This is a genomic window from Gluconobacter sp. Dm-44, from assembly GCF_018256175.1.
GTDB classification, from domain to species: domain Bacteria; phylum Pseudomonadota; class Alphaproteobacteria; order Acetobacterales; family Acetobacteraceae; genus Gluconobacter; species Gluconobacter cadivus.
This window is the reverse complement of sequence record NZ_JAERLZ010000007.1, coordinates 39,675-54,634: the sequence shown is the minus strand read 5'-3', so window position 1 is coordinate 54,634 and position 14,960 is coordinate 39,675. Positions and strand designations below refer to the sequence as shown.

Annotated in this window: 18 protein-coding genes; all 18 read right to left on the bottom strand. The window is 57.3% G+C overall.

The annotated features are described in order from the left end of the window. Window positions 1-5: 5 nt before the first annotated feature. The 18 genes from JK213_RS09760 to JK213_RS09675 all read right to left on the bottom strand — a co-directional run bounded on the left by JK213_RS09760 (window position 6) and on the right by JK213_RS09675 (window position 14,947). Window positions 6-1,262 carry a hypothetical protein gene (locus tag JK213_RS09760; protein ID WP_194262766.1) on the bottom strand — a complete coding sequence of 419 codons (1,257 nt, stop codon included), beginning with the start codon at window positions 1,260-1,262 and terminating at the stop codon, window positions 6-8. Continuing rightward, window positions 1,262-1,948: a hypothetical protein gene (locus tag JK213_RS09755; protein WP_194262765.1), complete on the bottom strand. Its 687-nt coding sequence runs from the start codon at window positions 1,946-1,948 to the stop codon at window positions 1,262-1,264. The genes JK213_RS09760 and JK213_RS09755 overlap by 1 nt, the downstream gene beginning before the upstream one ends. A gap of 4 nt (window positions 1,949-1,952) precedes the next feature. Beyond that, complete coding sequence (locus JK213_RS09750) at window positions 1,953-3,191, bottom strand: hypothetical protein (RefSeq protein ID WP_194262764.1); 1,239 nt, start codon at window positions 3,189-3,191, stop codon at window positions 1,953-1,955. A gap of 41 nt (window positions 3,192-3,232) precedes the next feature. After that, window positions 3,233-4,372: a baseplate J/gp47 family protein gene (locus JK213_RS09745; RefSeq protein ID WP_194262763.1), complete on the bottom strand. Its 1,140-nt coding sequence runs from the start codon at window positions 4,370-4,372 to the stop codon at window positions 3,233-3,235. A 44-nt stretch (window positions 4,373-4,416) separates the two neighbouring features. Then, window positions 4,417-4,776, bottom strand: coding sequence for a phage tail protein (locus JK213_RS09740; RefSeq protein WP_194262762.1), 360 nt, complete (start codon window positions 4,774-4,776; stop codon window positions 4,417-4,419). Beyond that, window positions 4,773-5,396 carry a phage baseplate assembly protein V gene (locus JK213_RS09735; RefSeq protein WP_194262761.1) on the bottom strand — a complete coding sequence of 208 codons (624 nt, stop codon included), beginning with the start codon at window positions 5,394-5,396 and terminating at the stop codon, window positions 4,773-4,775. Before JK213_RS09735 ends, JK213_RS09740 begins: the two co-directional genes overlap by 4 nt. Further along, window positions 5,393-6,454: a hypothetical protein gene (locus tag JK213_RS09730; protein ID WP_194262760.1), complete on the bottom strand. Its 1,062-nt coding sequence runs from the start codon at window positions 6,452-6,454 to the stop codon at window positions 5,393-5,395. The genes JK213_RS09735 and JK213_RS09730 overlap by 4 nt, the downstream gene beginning before the upstream one ends. Continuing rightward, on the bottom strand, window positions 6,451-6,663 hold the full coding sequence (locus tag JK213_RS09725; RefSeq protein WP_194262759.1) for a hypothetical protein: 213 nt from the start codon (window positions 6,661-6,663) through the stop codon (window positions 6,451-6,453). The genes JK213_RS09730 and JK213_RS09725 overlap by 4 nt, the downstream gene beginning before the upstream one ends. A gap of 4 nt (window positions 6,664-6,667) precedes the next feature. Then, a complete protein-coding gene (locus JK213_RS09720; protein WP_194262758.1) occupies window positions 6,668-7,582 on the bottom strand; it encodes a hypothetical protein in 915 nt (304 codons plus the stop codon). Between the two features lie 18 nt (window positions 7,583-7,600). Then, the gene (locus tag JK213_RS09715) at window positions 7,601-7,825 is read right to left on the bottom strand and encodes a hypothetical protein (protein ID WP_194262757.1); all 225 of its coding nucleotides are present in this window, start codon (window positions 7,823-7,825) and stop codon (window positions 7,601-7,603) included. 787 nt (window positions 7,826-8,612) lie between these two features. Continuing rightward, on the bottom strand, window positions 8,613-8,930 hold the full coding sequence (locus JK213_RS09710) for a hypothetical protein (RefSeq protein WP_194262756.1): 318 nt from the start codon (window positions 8,928-8,930) through the stop codon (window positions 8,613-8,615). After that, entirely contained in the window at window positions 8,927-9,352 is a 426-nt protein-coding gene (locus JK213_RS09705) for a hypothetical protein (RefSeq protein WP_062108428.1), read from the bottom strand. The genes JK213_RS09710 and JK213_RS09705 overlap by 4 nt, the downstream gene beginning before the upstream one ends. Then, a complete protein-coding gene (locus JK213_RS09700; RefSeq protein WP_194262828.1) occupies window positions 9,353-10,840 on the bottom strand; it encodes a phage tail protein in 1,488 nt (495 codons plus the stop codon). Between the two features lie 95 nt (window positions 10,841-10,935). Next, complete coding sequence (locus tag JK213_RS09695) at window positions 10,936-11,922, bottom strand: hypothetical protein (protein ID WP_194262755.1); 987 nt, start codon at window positions 11,920-11,922, stop codon at window positions 10,936-10,938. A gap of 11 nt (window positions 11,923-11,933) precedes the next feature. After that, window positions 11,934-12,533, bottom strand: a complete 600-nt coding sequence (locus JK213_RS09690) for a hypothetical protein (protein WP_194262754.1) — start codon at window positions 12,531-12,533, stop codon at window positions 11,934-11,936. A 10-nt stretch (window positions 12,534-12,543) separates the two neighbouring features. Then, window positions 12,544-12,945 (bottom strand): hypothetical protein, encoded by a 402-nt coding sequence (locus tag JK213_RS09685; protein ID WP_194262753.1) that lies wholly within the window; start codon window positions 12,943-12,945, stop codon window positions 12,544-12,546. A 54-nt stretch (window positions 12,946-12,999) separates the two neighbouring features. Next, on the bottom strand, window positions 13,000-14,379 hold the full coding sequence (locus JK213_RS09680; protein WP_194262752.1) for a DUF4043 domain-containing protein: 1,380 nt from the start codon (window positions 14,377-14,379) through the stop codon (window positions 13,000-13,002). Between the two features lie 70 nt (window positions 14,380-14,449). After that, window positions 14,450-14,947, bottom strand: a complete 498-nt coding sequence (locus JK213_RS09675; protein ID WP_249200519.1) for a phage scaffolding protein — start codon at window positions 14,945-14,947, stop codon at window positions 14,450-14,452. Between the last annotated feature and the right edge of the window lie 13 nt (window positions 14,948-14,960).

The following is a 14,960-nucleotide window of genomic DNA, read 5'->3' as shown; positions in this document are numbered from 1 at the left end:
GCCTATCAGGGCAGGAAACGGTACAGGACACAGCCTTGATATCCTGTGCCCCCACTGGACGATGCGCCGTCGGTTGTCGCTGAATAGGAGCCACCACCGCCCGCACCATATCGCGTGGCGTTCCGGCCGCCCTGATTGCCGCAACGCCCTGCACCACCCCACGGGCCATCGCCTCCATAGCCTGAGAACGTGTAGGCGTTGCACTGCCCGTCACCACCGGACGTTCCGCTCTGGTTCCAGACGGTACCGCCAGAGGCATTTCCACCGACACCGCCTGCAGACCCCGTCGTGGAATAGAACGTGCCGCCCTGTCCGCCTTCGGCCTGCAGGAGTGTCTGCCCGAGATAGCTGACAAGAGACGTACCACCCGTCTGTTCGGACCCGCCACCATTCCCGACCGTAATTGCCAGTCCGCTGCCCTGCGTCGGACTGACGGTATAAATGCCCCAGGCATCCCCGCCGCCGCCGCCGCCGGCACCAGAAAACGAACTGGCAGTCGTCGTGGCCTGCGAGGCCGCGCCGCCTCCACCGGCACCGATAACACGCAACTCCACTCTGGAGGCCCAGGCCGGGATGGAAACCGAACCATTTCCGGTCACGAGTGTCATGGGTTCGGTCGACGCTTTCAGCAGAGCCTGCGTCGCCAGCTCAGGAATGGTCGGCCAGAACACTTGTCCTGGTTGAGCCGTTACTCCCGCTAAAGTAGACGCCCCCTGTGGCACCGTAATCGTATAAAGCGCTACGACACACCCGCCTGCCGGAGAAACGGGAGGGTTGGTCGCGGCGACAAAGGTCATAGTGCCCGTCCGACGCACAGGAAGCGCGCTGCCATTGTTCTGAATACCAGCCTGTGTCTGGGACGGATTGCTGGCATTGAAGAACGGAAGCACCGTCGGATCAGCATCCTGTTCGGAGCAGAGAGCGTAAATCGTGTATGTATTGCCCGATCCGGGCAGAGTAATGATCTGCGAGGCCGAGCTAATATACTGGCATGTGAGAGCGGTCGTGTCCGCTGCCAGACCACCACCATTGCCACCAATGGCGGAAGCATCCATAACGCCGGGAGCAACAATCGACCCTGCCTCAATCGTCAGGTTCAGGCTGTTATAAGCCGTCGAACATCCCAGTCCCGAAGCCGCCATGACATTCGGTCCGTAAAGCATGGACGCCAAATTACCGAATGCCGACTTGGTATAGCGCCCTGCCCGCAGCAGATCCGTATCGAGCGGGATTGATCCCGCATAAACGATGGCCCGATCCATTAATTTTTCACCTTGATCCAGCCGGTAACGCCCATGGCTGCTGTCTGATCGACAACACGGCAGACTGTCGCCAGATCTGCGGCTTTTCCCAACTGTGTTTCCACAAAAAACTGACCACCTTGAAGGCTGCCGTAACGCAGGGCCTGCGCACCATAACCGTACCCCCCGCCTATGGCAGGAACCGATTCACAGGCAAGCGCATGACAGTCGGACGCATTGAGGGTTTCGATAATCACCGGCTGCACACCCGTCACCGCAACAAGCGCATTCGTTACAGCTTGACGGGTGTTGCGTTCGGCAAACAGTGCAGCACGGATGCGTTTGCGATACACGACATCCGGCTCGGATGCCTGACGAACCAGTCCCCCATCCCCGAAATAATCTTCGGCAGCCATATCCAGAAAAGCGCCGCTCATTGTTGCAAGACGCATCTGCAAGGAACATTCCTGCATTAATTGCCAGATTCCGGCCAAAACCGCACCAAAACCACGCAGAATTGCGGCCAGTACCGGTGCGGATTCTGCTTCCAGCCCTTGAGGAGCAGGCGGAAACCACCCCGTCGGCAAAAGACGCCGGAACCGCCCTGCAAAATCCTCTATAGAGCCAGGCGCAGGCCCCGTATCCAGCAGAACGCTACCATCAGAAGCTCGGAGGATGTCTTTGCCTTCATCGTAAAGAACCGCCATCCCCTCACCCTCCGACCTGGTCTGGAGCCATCAGCGGAATACGATAATCTGCACCGTTGACGTTGATATGCAGAAAACCCCCATTGGCAACAGTGGGCATCGTCCCCCCTAGCCCCGTCACCGGAGACGTAATCTGCAACTCCCCGCCGCTTGCTGGAAAAAGCCCCAGATTTCCTGATCCACCGCTCCCTTCCTGCACATACAGACCGGCTGCCTGTGTCCCGGCGCCCGCCTGAACCTGAAGCGCGTTGGTCGGGCTTGGCATGCTGGCGACAGAAAACAGCGTCTCACCTTCGATATTACCAAAGAGGATCCCGTTATCCGTAAATTCCTGACGCATGCCGTTGGTGCGTTCCGTCACGGTAGAACGGACAAATGCACCAACATTGGACCCGGCTACACCCGAAACGGTCTCAGGAGTGTGCCACTCCACAGCCTGGTTGCGCGCAAGGGAAACAGCGGAGGCATATCCGGAATCCTTGCCATCCGTCCCAGTCAGGGACTGGGCCCCAAACACAATGCCCGTTTGCCATGAATTCGGATTGGAAACGAACACCATACCCGCCGCCGCATCGGAAGTCCCCGATGTCTGGCCGCCACCTGCGCCAAGCTGGATCCCATAGACGCCCCCGCCAACATTTGGCGCATAAGGCGTCGACTGTCCCACTGCAAGGCCCCCAAAATTGACAGCCTCAAGCTCCATTCCGAAAGTTGGCTGATAATTCACTCCGGCCAGACGCCACGCCTCGCCATAATAAGCATAAGCGGTCGTGGTTGTCGGACTGGAGGTGTCATCGGAAATTCCCCAGGACGCCACCCCGATCGAACTCGGCTGAAAACCCAGCAACGCCTTACCGGTCACGGCATCGGATGTGCGCGACCCCGCAACAAACGCACTGTTGCCAAACTGTGCAAGCGACGCACACTGAGCATCCTGCAATGCCCAGGGACCGATGGATGTTGCCCCCATGGTTTCCGAAAGCCAGTCATCCTGCGACGAACTTGCCCTGTCACTCAAAGTAGGATTATCGGCTGCAACACCCACCAGAAGCCGGTCCGCAAACCGTTTTATCTGAGCGCCCTTATCCGAGTAGAACTGCCCACTTGCCGCAACACTGACGGGTGCCTCGATAATCTGGGAGACCGTCGCCGTAACGGTTCGTGTACCGCTGGAATCTGCCAGTACGACAACCTCTTCTCCCGTCAGGGAGTCGAGTTTGGGATATGTATTAAATACAGCCATAAAAAGTCCTCATCCGTCCCAAGAATTCAGAATTCACCCCCTCAACCCTGAGTGACATTGATCTGAATATTCCCAACCATGAGTGCTTGGTTGCCATTTGCAGGAATATCGATCTGCCCGCCATTCAGTCGGACATTCAGAACTGACGTCACGGTAACGCCCGCACCAGCATAAGCCAGATAGGACAGGCGGCTGTACGGATAACCATCACCCACTGTCGTGGACGCAATATCCTGGGACACGGCCGACTGGATGGCGCTCACGGCCTGCTGAATCGGAACAGACGAAGGCACAATGACATCCATGGATACATTCACCGTCAGATCCTGAGGCGCCTGCACAGCAAAACCGACCCCAAGAGCCCGCACAGAATCAATGGCATCATAGACATTTGATAAAAGCTGGTCCGACGGAACACCACTTCCATCGTTCACTACAGCCGTAAAATAGCCGCTTCGCGCATTCCCTGCCGTATCCAGACCATCCCGCAGCGAATAACTCAAATCCGTCTGGACATTGGCAATGGCATTACCCACCGCAGCCCTGCTGGCCGAGGCTTTTGCGGCCAGCCAAAGCGGAAAGCGTGCCCTTAACTGGCTATCCGTTTCTTGATCGGAACCATTAAGGAAGGGTGCACCATTCGTCACCGTATCCAGCCCCGCTACGGCCGTTCCCATCAGACAGATCGCACCAACCGAAACATTTCCGACCGATCCGACCACCTGACAAGACACAGGAACCGACAACGTCGCAACGCCCGCTGCCCGCACATACCCTCCCGCAGAGGCAGACCATGTCGGCAAAGTCTGATCCTGCGTCACCGCATAGGAGATCCCCCCGACTGTCCGCACGATCACTCCTGGAGGAATAACTGCCGACTGCTCGCTGGCCAGAAAAGAAGTAAACGTCACAACACCTGTCGCTGCCGTGCCGGGCAATCGACTCATGCCAAAATCATAGACAAAACTGTCACAGTCTGATCCCGTTGACGTCGACAGGCGTGTGCGTAACAGTGATTGCAACACCAGATACTGCAACCATAAACCAACACCGCCAACACTTTCCATCAGGGCCCGAACGGGAGAACCGATAGAAACGTCCAGCAACTGCGAACAGGATGCCTGCGCCGTTGTCACCGCAGTGGAAACGGTCGTGGAAAAGGAACGTAAAGAGAGAGACATCGCATCCTCTTGGAGCGGTTCAATACTGTGCCGCTCTCATTATTTCAGTAGGAAAAAGACAGGCTCTGCTGCTGGCCGGACCCGGCATCCACATAGGAGACATCACATCTGCAAATGCCCAACCCCTCATCCGTCACGGTGACAGTCACGGCCTCTGAAGAGTCCACATTGGCATCTTCCTGAACCTGCGCCCGGATGACGGATTCCATGGCTTCCGGAGCAATAACCTGCCCCACCATAAGCGGAAGCCCCACCCCATAATCGGACTGCCAGACATAATTTCCCGCAACCGTCAGCAGACGCCTCAGCAATCCCTGCCTCGTAAGCTCCGATCCCGAAACTGTCTGAAGCCCTCCGGCGGACAAAACCAGATCATTCCCGAAAATATGCGAAAGAGCGATCATCCAAGCGGCCCTCCCGTTTTCTGGCTTCCTGCCAGATGAATATGTTCATTCAGAGAATGCTGGTCGGTGCGAATATCCCCTCCGGAAAGAGTCAGTCCGGCAGATGTCAGCGTCATATCCGTTCCACCAACAGAAAGACTTATCGTCCCGTTCTTGATAAGGAGAGACGCATTTCCCGCCCCCGCCGCCACACCATCCGGACCAATATGTAACCACCCCGCACCGGAAGACGATGCCCCAACACTTCCGGAAGCAGACAATGGCGGAAGACCGCACCCGCCTTTGACAAGAAATTCGCCGGGTTGTGCAACCTTACCGGTCAGCGGAGACACGGGCGCCATGACCACCGTGTCATACACACTTCCCGTCACGACCAGATGCTCTCCGTCTCCCTCAACCGGTTGCAACACAACATGCGTTCCCGGAGAAGACGGACGTGCAATCCGAAGATCCCCCGCATGCACACCGCACGCATCCGGGATCCAGCCTGTTTCTATGTTTTCAGGCTGAATGCGAACTTTGACGGCATGATTGACCGGATCAACGGCAGACACGATCCCAAACATGGTATGCGCCGTCCGACCTTGCAGAGCGGCCGCATCAAAACGGGCGTCATTCATGCCTCACCTCCCCGATCTCTTAGAACGACATGCTGCACAAATCCCTGCTCCACGGAAAAGCGTGAGAGAACCTGATCGATCCCAAGGGTTTTCTCACCATTTCCCACCGCCACGGTCATGAAATTCCGTGGCGAAACTCCGATAATTCCAGGAATTTTAATTCGGACAGACAATGCATGAGCAGCAATGCGAGCATGTTTTCCCCGCGCCAGCCTCTGCAAGTCTTCCAGCCGACGGCCGGGAACACGGAATGTATGCATGGTAGAATTGCCCGAAGGCGCGTCCTGAGAAAAAGAAACACCATCGTAATAGACGTGAGTCGTACTTCTCTGCCGGGAATCCCACGACGCCATATGAACGACCACACCCGCCAGTAACTGCAAATCGCGCGCAATTCCAGTCTCGAGAACTGCCTGACGCATATCCGTCACCTGCGCACCAGCCTCCGAAGCAGACCCCAGCGGCTGACAGACAAGAGATGTTCCGTCGGCATAGAGGTCGCAGAACGCATCCCTTGCGATCGTAAACGCCAGATCCGCCGCAGTCTGAAAACGGTGCTGCCCCATAAGAGCACCCCGTTTATGTTCGATCTGCCAAAACTGACCCTCCATCAGCGCCTCCTGATCCGAAGGCAACGTAATCCGCGCTTCAAGCCCCGCCGCCTGCGCCATAATTTCCAGAAGTTCCTGCTGGGTATGGTTGAGCCACGCATCCTGAACACGCAGATCCATCAACGCCGCCAGCGCATCACGACATTCCATTTCCAGAATGGCATACTCAGCCACATAATCGATGTGATCAAGACGTCCCTGAAACAGCGTCGTCCAGGCCGCCGCAATATTCTGGGTATCCCGCATCTGAAGCGTCACCCATTTCCGCGCAGGCTGCTCCGCCTCAAACCATGGCGTTGCCGCTCCCTTCTTTCTGACAGCCAGACGAAGAGTAGCAACATCGCACGCCTCATAACGGCTGGCATCGATTTCAAACTGCACAAGCGCCAGAACAGGATCGACCTGCCCGTCGAAAAGAACCTGAACCTCCAGGTTTCTGACACTCATTCCAATGCTCCATCAGGCAGACCGGACACCAGATCAGACTCAACTGACGGAACCTTCAGAACAACAGTCTTAGAAATCCTCCCCAGATCTGGATCGGCCATCCCATTAACCTGCGCAATTCTCCACCATTGGGACGCATCTCCGAGTTCACGCGCCGCCACATGAAACAAGGAAATATCCGCAGCACTGACAATAATATCCTGCATCATTCCCTCATGCGAAAACGGACGGCAAAACCGTCTCCTGCCCCTGAGCCACCGCAATATTCGCCGCAGACCGGTTGACCAACCCTCCCGTATCAGCCGCCGCACTCAGAAGCGCTGCATTCTGACCCAGAGTATTCAGCGAAACACTGTTGACCGGCTGGATGGCCTCAACATTCTGTCCCGTCCCGACGATAATGGACTGCAAACCACTTCCCGCATTTTGCAACCCTCCCACAACAGACGCCAGTGCGGAGGGAACGGTTGCGAGATTCATCCCACTCTGCGCTACGCCATTGACCGTCCCCAGTGCATCCGTAACTTTCGAAGCAAAACCACCTGCACCAACCAAACTGGCCAGCGGCATCACCTGCCCCACAACCGACGAAACCTGCCCGACCGCAGTAAAGACCCCTTCGGAAATGTCCGAAACTGTCCCAGAAAAACTGTCGAGAGCACTCCCGACGTCATCTCCCAGCAAGCCGGACAGGGTCGACAGACTCTGAACGGACGTTGTTTCCTGAGGCCTCTCAAGCACCAGCTTATAGGAACAGACCGCCCCCTTCGCCTGATAGACGTAAGTAAACTGCGCAATCCACACCTGCACAGAAAGACCCGCCGCCGAGAACGCAACCTGCTGTCCCGCCATGCGCATGCGCTCAACCGCCTGAGCGCGCATCTGCGCGTCTGGACCGAGAAAACGCCCCCGCAGTTCCAGCCGTCCCGGATCATTGCCCAGCGCGTCCACAACCCGCCCACCACCTGGCAAACGATGCACAACCAGCATCTGACGACCGCCAACCTGAAGCGTGTCCGGAACCTCAATTCCCGTCAGAACCAGACTTCCCAGTATGACAGGCGACGACGCCCCCAAACGCCCCACAGCGCCAATGGCATTTTCTATGTCAGAAAGGCCAATACCCATCAGAGAACATCTCCTCTGTCAGAAAAATCCGATACTGCGACCGGGATACTGAGGCTGCATGATCTCATCCACACCGCCGCCAGAACGACGCGCCGCCAGACGGGCATCACGATGACCCAGCAGAAAATCCCCGCTCCTCACCTCATGCTCCAGACGATCGTTCACAATTTCAGTATCGTAATATGGTCGAGCCTCTGAAAAAACATGCTGCGACTTCTGTTCCCGCCCGGTCGTTCCGTACATCCCCTCCCCCGCAAGGAGAGGCCGAGCTTGCGGCACAAACAAGGAGTTTCCAGACCGCCGCATCGTCTCAAGAACAACGGACGATGCAGCACTCCCAACACGCCTCGCAGACTTTGAAGGGAATATTCTTTCGAGCAACCCCAATTGTCTTTCCGGAGAGACAGTTCTTCGGAAAACAAAGTTAATACGTTTCTTATTAGGAACTATTTTATCTTGTTTAACACGCAGCTGAGACATCTGCCGCGGAGAATTCGGAAAGGTAGATACCCTTTTAATCCGCCCCTTGTTCCCGGCAAGAGCAACAACAGATCTGACAGAAAAAGAGGGTAGCATCGATACCTCATCCCCTTTTCGCCTTGAAAAGTGCGCCTCATTTCGCAACCCAGTCGGCTTCCCTGCGCCGGGCACGCTCCGAGTACTGGATGTTTCCCGCGTTCCGGAATACGCCATCCTGACCGCAATCCCCGGATGATTTCTGGCATGAACCGTCTTCGCCCAGCCCGATTTCCGCAAACGAGGCACGGCCGAAACCGGCGTCTCCCTTCGCAGCATCCCTCTGGCAGACTGACCAAAAAATGTCCTGACCAAGAGAATATTCCGCCAGATGTCCTCCCGCATCATATCTCTCCCTGATACCGCATCATTTCCCAGTCAAAACAGTGTCCTTCCCGTTCACCGGTAATGACACACGCAGCCAGACGCCGCGCCCCTGACCACCCCCGCAAAACATCCCACGGCACCCCGTGATCCAGAAGATAAAGCATCTCCTGAAACCCGGAGTGCCGACTCAGTTTTTTGCGACGTCCCGAATATCGTCATCCCCATCACGCTCAAACAACGGTGTCAGCGCAGCAATCCCGGACTTTCCGACACGTCGGGCAAGATCCCGGATTTCGTCCTTGCTTTGCGGCATTTGAACCGGCACACCATCAATCGCTGTCACGGAACAGATCATTTCCGCATAGCCCAGCCATGCAGACGCCGAAGCCCCATTAATCGCACTTCCCGCCGCTTCGATCAGGTCCAGCATGTCCGCCGGATCAATCTCGCGCAACGTCAAACGGCGCTTATCTGACAGAACAATTTCCTGCGGAAAATCACTCACGAAATCTTCGTCCTCGTAGAAGCAAAGAACTGAACCGTCTGATGGATCATATGATCCGCCTGCCAGGGATCGCTTTTCAACTGCATGGACACATTGCTGAACTCCCATGTGCTCGTCGAACCATCCGGCTCCGTAACGTACTGGTAGATCGTCCCGCTTCCGACTGTTCCCGCATTCCAATAGGCAGCCTCCACAGCCGCCACCAAATTGTCCAAGGCCGCATTGGCGCGGGCAATCTGAAACGCTCCCCGCCAGCCATTCGGAACATTGAATTCCAGAGGAACACCATTCAGCGGGTTGGCACGCAGAGCATGCGTTTCCTGAGCCGCACTGAAAGACGTCACATCCCTCAGATCAACCCGCTGGCCATTCCACAGAACCGTAATCCGGCAATCCCGACCAATGCTATATGGATTTGCCATTTAGCCGACACTCCCCGAAGCAGACGATACAGTGACAGACGCGCCACCCTGCAGATTGACAATGAATTTCTCGTTGATGCCCTGATATCGAACAGCCACATCCGCCTGCACATACCCGAGCGCCGTGCGGGATTGCGGATTATTGCTCGAATCACAAACCACACTGTAGGGTAATTCACCATTCTGGACGCCCAGAATACCCTGAGACAGCAGAGACGACAGAAAACCCAAAAGCGTCGAGCGAATATCACTGAACAGCGTGTCGTTAATGACCTCGCCGACATAACCACCCATGCCCCCCGCAAGCGAAGACGCAATATAGTTCGTCAGACGCGTGTAGTTGTCGCCATTCATGGTACTCTTGCTGGACGAATTATGCCCACACCGTACAGCCCAGTAACTTCCGCCAGGCGCCGGATTGCAGATCACGTCAATTCCAGCCGTAAACAGCACGGACAGTTCCGCCGTGGAATACGTCGCACTGCTTCCCGTCAGACCGGCCTTCTGGCTTCCCACAACCCCCGACAGCGCTTTGTTCAGACTGGACTGTTCAGGTGAAAGCGCGGCCAGCCTGCCACCCGCAAATGCCTGCGGACTCACAAGGATCACACCATTGCTGTCATCATCCCACCACAGCCAGTCCCCAAACATGAGCTTGACCGACGCCGCATCCAGACCACTTGATGCCTTGACCGCAATCGCGTTCGTCACCGTATCCGCGGCGGGACCCACGGCGATCATATAGACCCCCTCGGACGTCCCAAAAGCTGCCTGCGCCGTATAGGACGTACTGTCCGACACACCATGTAGCAGCCCGACGGCACATCCCTGCCCACGCAGCGCATACATGCCCGTCCGGACTGTGCTATCCTGCCCTAGGAACTTCGCCGTGGTCGGAACACCACCATCCGTGCCGCCTGAAAGCGTCACACTCGCAGCAGCCACAGCCGGAACCGTTTCCGGCAACACAACCTTCACGAGCGCACTCAGATCCTGCGCCACAGCAGCGGCAATCCCGGACCAGTCCGCACCGGCATAAGTCCTCGAACCCAGCTCGGCATGCGTCACCGCCAGCGCATAGCCGGACCCCGTAGCCGTCACTGCGGCAACAATGCCATTCCCCGCACTTCCAGTGCAGACAGCCTGAATCGTCACCCCGTCAAGCGTACCGGAAGCCGCCACATCCGTTCCGTCCGTCACCCGAACAACCACGAACGTCGACGCTCCCTGCATTACGGCGATATTGACCGCCAGACCCGCATCCGTCGTCTTGTTCTGCTTGGCGCCAAACGCCGCGACATAATCACTCATGCCCCCGATCGGCAGCGGCATCCCCACCGGGCCCCAGCCAGCGGTTCCCACAATCCCCAACACCGAAGACGATACGCCCGAGAGGGCCAGCGTCTGCGGCTGGGCAATCTGCACATAAAGATTTGGCACGGTCAGTGCCGTGGTGTTCAGCGTTCCCGCCTGATAGACCAGAGACATCCCCGGATCGCTCTCCAAAATGCAGAAAGCGGGCACCTCCATGAAGGTTACCCGCTTTCCTGATGAAATTTCAGCCTTGTGATTCAGCTTCTTCGTCAGCCGCCGAGCGCAACCACCGTTCCAAAACGGTCAACACTCAGGCCCGGATAGACCGAAGCAGCTGCCTGCGCCGCAACCACAACCTGCATGGCCTCCAGAGCCGCCGTCACCGTCTGGTTCGCCGCCCCAGGAGCCAGAACTCCGAACGGTGCCGAAAGCCCCTCCCCTGCGGACAGGTTTCCAATCCCGCACAGCATTTCGGACGCCCACTGCACCTGCAGGGTATCGAATACCAGCTCATAAAAATAATCCCGCCGATACAACGCCTCGTTCTGCATCGTGTCGACATCTTCCACACTCTGAAAGCGAAGCTGAGCTTCCCTCCCGTCCAGAGTGCTGATCCAGCTCTGCTCCGCCAGCGCGGTATCCAGAACAGATGCGAGCGTCTCGCGCGCCGTCGCATCCGCTGTCCAGATCGAAACCCGGTAAAGCTGCGCCTGCCGCCGCGTCACCCGCACCGACTGACCGTACCCACCGGCATAACCATTCAGAACCCGCCCCGACACACTGACAACCGCACCATTCGCCACACCGCCAGTCAAAGCCGCCGCCAAAGCCGCAGCAACCGTCTGGGGCGTATCCTGAGCCGTCACCGCATAAGCCGCAGAAGGTTCCCCTCCCTGTGGCATATCATCCAGCCAGACCGCCACAACTCCCGCCGGCGTCGCAGTACCGGAAAAAACGATCTCAACCGTCCCATCCGTCACAACAACTCCGACCGTAGGCTCAACCTTTTGCTGCACCCGCCAAGGGCGCCCCAGTGGTTCCGCCCATTCCGGCATTTTCCGCGACGCCATTGTAACGGTTACGAAATCGATATTGTTGCGAATATTCTGAGCTGTAAAAAGATCGCTCGGCAAAAGCCATCCCCGCCGCAACACCACCTGTCGCCCCGTCACCGAAACGCCCGATAACCCATCCGGATAAAGCACCTGCGCACAGTTATAAGCGAGCGCCAGCCCGACTTTGGAGGCATCTGTCATTCTTCTCCCCCTCAGACCTGCTGAAATGACATAGTGCACCGAATACCGAACCCGGATGTTTCCACCGCATTGACCGTGTAGGTCGTCCCCAAATCGGTCGTAACCGTCATATACGGCGTCAGAACAACTCCCGGCAGAAGCGGAAGGTACATTACGGACTGGCCCGGCCGTGTCGCCCCCGGAACACCACTTCCCGAAGATTCCCCCTTCGCCCGCATGATAATAGCCGCCGGACAGTCCGATACGAGCGTCTGCACCACTCCTGTAACACCGCTCACCGACACGGTCCGGCTACACACCACACAGAGCGGCGGCCGCAGAGGCTCTACGGACGCTACGAAATACGTCCGACCACTCGCAGCAAGAATATCGCCCACCTGCGTATCATCCCGGCGATCCGTCAGCACATATTCCGTCGGAATCCCCCATCCAATCGGACGCTCAAACGAAAACCCGGCATTCACATCGAAAGCCAGCATCGGCTGCGCATAAAGCACACTCATCGGCGACAGACCGCTCGAAGGACGATACTGCTCGCCCAAAGCTCCCAGAACCTGCGCCGCTTTGGCATATCCTCTGGAAAGTCGGGCTGCGATCATTGCCTGCTGCACAATGCCCTCCTCAAACCACGATTGCCCGGCCGTCCTGCAGTTCCAGTCCACCCGTCACACCCAGAAACGCGCACAGACGACGACGCCACAGCGTAAACAACATCATCCGGTCCTGCACTTCGCGACCATTGTGATACCAACTAGCCGCCCGCGCCGTATCCAGATTGTCCGACGACGCCGTGATTGCGGTTTCGAGCGGATAAAGCTGCGACAGATAAAGCCGGATCTGCTGCAACTCCGCCGCAGACAGATAATTCATCCGCCATTCCAGCGCGCCTTCCACCTGGAAGAAACGCCATGATTCCTGGTTTCCTTCCCGCGATCCGATCGCGGGATACCCACAGAACCGCCGGATATCCATTTTCTCTCCTTCCGAGAGAATATCCGTCGATAAACCAACCGTTCCGGACATGTCATTCCCCTCGCAAGAAAGGCCCCGGCCTCAAAGACAGGGGCCGGAAATAGGTCAGAACGTCAAACCAAGAGCATCCGTACCAAGGCTCTCGATCACAACACCCCGCTTGAGATAGCTGTTCGTCGCCGTCGGAATGACCGTCATATCCGCCGTCACGTCGGTCGGCAGAGCAAAACCGCCAATCCAGTACCAGGACTGCGCAATGATCTGACGCAGTCGATCCAGTGGCTCACGCGTCACCATCGCTACGCTGTCCACCATCTCGATCAGCGCCCGCTCGGCATCCGGAATGTCTGAATGCCCCGTCAGCGCACAATCACCTTCGATCAGAGCACCCTGCCCCAGTAGAAGCGCACGATGAATGGAACCCGCCCCAAGCGACGCCTGCTGCGGCGCTTCCGTCGTCGGAATAAACCGCACACCCAGAAGCTCAATCACCTGCCCGGAACGATACTCTTCCGAACCATAAGCGCCACGATACAGATGCTTGAAATCCGGATCACGGAAGAGCGACAGAAGCTGCAGATCATCCAGATAACAGTGATACGCACCATTGATCATCGGCACGTTGTTACGCCGCAGTGTCGCCACACCGGCCAGAACCTGCTGAATGCCCAGCGTATCTGCCAGACCGTTCGCACTCGCCGTCTGCAACGCCGCCGTCGTCAGACGACCATTCGGACGGATCACCATCGGCGCCGTGGAAGCTACAACGGCCTGACCTTCCGTCCCATCCGCAACAGAAACTGAAGCCGAGAACGTCATCTGCCCAGAAACACCACCCGGCGCTGTAGACACATTCGTCCCATCAGCCGCCACGCTGACAAGTGTATAAACATCGCTACCCACCGTCACCGTCATACCATTGGTCGCACTGAGCGCCGTCACCTGACCATGAACGATCACAGACTGGAAACCCCGGATGTCATCAACCGAAATGGTATTCCCAGCGCTTCCCAGTGTCGCCGTCACGCGCGTATTACCGCCCAGATAGCCGCCCACACCATTCTGCGCACCACCGAACAGCGTATTGCGCGCCAGCCGGTCGAGAGACTGCATCGCCTGCACACCGTTGGTGTTGGCGTTGGCCAAAAACTGCGACGCAATCCCTACACCACTGGTCACCATGTTCAAGTCGATCGTATCGCCATACTGGTTGATCGACAGCGTATACTGCTCAACGGCCCAGCCAGACGGGCTCAGACCATTATCGAAATTGGTATTCCCCGTCGGATTGAGCGGCGTCGTCACAGGCGCCTTAAGGCTCTTGCGTGTTTTCGTCAGCGTCTCACCAATGGCGTTCGGAAACACTTCGCGATCGGCAACCTGGCGAAAGCCCAGACGGGATTTTAGACCATTTTCGAACTCGCGGGCCAGAAAACCCTGCTGAATGGCGGCCTGAAGCTGAACAGGAAAATTATCAATGCTCATGTATTTTTTCCATAAATGTGTTGTCTGAACCCGGCCTGCCATCAGACCCGGTCAAATATCGCTCCGAAGCTCACTTCTGAGCCAGAAACTGCCATTTGCGCGTTTCGTAATCCGCCTCGCTGACGGCCCGCGCATTGAACGGTTCAACCCCGCCCGGACGAGGCGCTGCCTGCCCGACCGTCGTTCCGCTCGAATATCCAGGCCGCAGCACCTCACCAAACAGATAGGCCCGCTCCTGACGGGCCTGCTGCAAAGCCTCGGACACACCAACCACCGAGCCGTCTTCGCCCCGCTCGATCCCTTTGAGATCAATCAGCCGCACAACATCATCAGGATTATGGGCACCATTGCGGATCGCTTCCGCCCTGAGCGCCGACACAATAACCTCGCGGTTACTCTCCTCCCGCATCCGGGTCAGCGCTTCTTCATGACTGCGCTGAAGCGTCTCCTGCCGCGTCACAACATCCGTCATTTCCTGACGGACCGCCTCAACCTCGCTCCGCGCTTCATTCAGCGCCTGACGCAGAGCATCCACATCCTCAATGGTGTCATCAGTTCCGGACATCATTCCCCCGTCAACA

Bases quoted from the DNA above. Each gene is read 5' to 3' on its own strand.
- JK213_RS09725 (WP_194262759.1), bottom strand. From the start codon at position 6,663: ATGATGCAGGATATTATTGTCAGTGCTGCGGATATTTCCTTGTTTCAT.
- JK213_RS09735 (WP_194262761.1), bottom strand. From the start codon at position 5,396: ATGAATGACGCCCGTTTTGATGCGGCCGCTCTGCAAGGTCGGACGGCG.
- JK213_RS09745 (WP_194262763.1), bottom strand. From the start codon at position 4,372: ATGTCTCTCTCTTTACGTTCCTTTTCCACGACCGTTTCCACTGCGGTG.
- JK213_RS09730 (WP_194262760.1), bottom strand. From the start codon at position 6,454: ATGAGTGTCAGAAACCTGGAGGTTCAGGTTCTTTTCGACGGGCAGGTC.
- JK213_RS09750 (WP_194262764.1), bottom strand. From the start codon at position 3,191: ATGGCTGTATTTAATACATATCCCAAACTCGACTCCCTGACGGGAGAA.
- JK213_RS09740 (WP_194262762.1), bottom strand. From the start codon at position 4,776: ATGATCGCTCTTTCGCATATTTTCGGGAATGATCTGGTTTTGTCCGCC.
- JK213_RS09680 (WP_194262752.1), bottom strand. From the start codon at position 14,379: ATGAGCATTGATAATTTTCCTGTTCAGCTTCAGGCCGCCATTCAGCAG.
- JK213_RS09695 (WP_194262755.1), bottom strand. From the start codon at position 11,922: ATGACAGATGCCTCCAAAGTCGGGCTGGCGCTCGCTTATAACTGTGCG.
- JK213_RS09715 (WP_194262757.1), bottom strand. From the start codon at position 7,825: ATGTACGGAACGACCGGGCGGGAACAGAAGTCGCAGCATGTTTTTTCA.
- JK213_RS09675 (WP_249200519.1), bottom strand. From the start codon at position 14,947: ATGATGTCCGGAACTGATGACACCATTGAGGATGTGGATGCTCTGCGT.
- JK213_RS09705 (WP_062108428.1), bottom strand. From the start codon at position 9,352: ATGGCAAATCCATATAGCATTGGTCGGGATTGCCGGATTACGGTTCTG.
- JK213_RS09685 (WP_194262753.1), bottom strand. From the start codon at position 12,945: ATGTCCGGAACGGTTGGTTTATCGACGGATATTCTCTCGGAAGGAGAG.
- JK213_RS09760 (WP_194262766.1), bottom strand. From the start codon at position 1,262: ATGGATCGGGCCATCGTTTATGCGGGATCAATCCCGCTCGATACGGAT.
- JK213_RS09700 (WP_194262828.1), bottom strand. From the start codon at position 10,840: ATGTCTCTGGTCTATCAGGCGGGAACGCTGAACACCACGGCACTGACC.
- JK213_RS09720 (WP_194262758.1), bottom strand. From the start codon at position 7,582: ATGGGTATTGGCCTTTCTGACATAGAAAATGCCATTGGCGCTGTGGGG.
- JK213_RS09755 (WP_194262765.1), bottom strand. From the start codon at position 1,948: ATGGCGGTTCTTTACGATGAAGGCAAAGACATCCTCCGAGCTTCTGAT.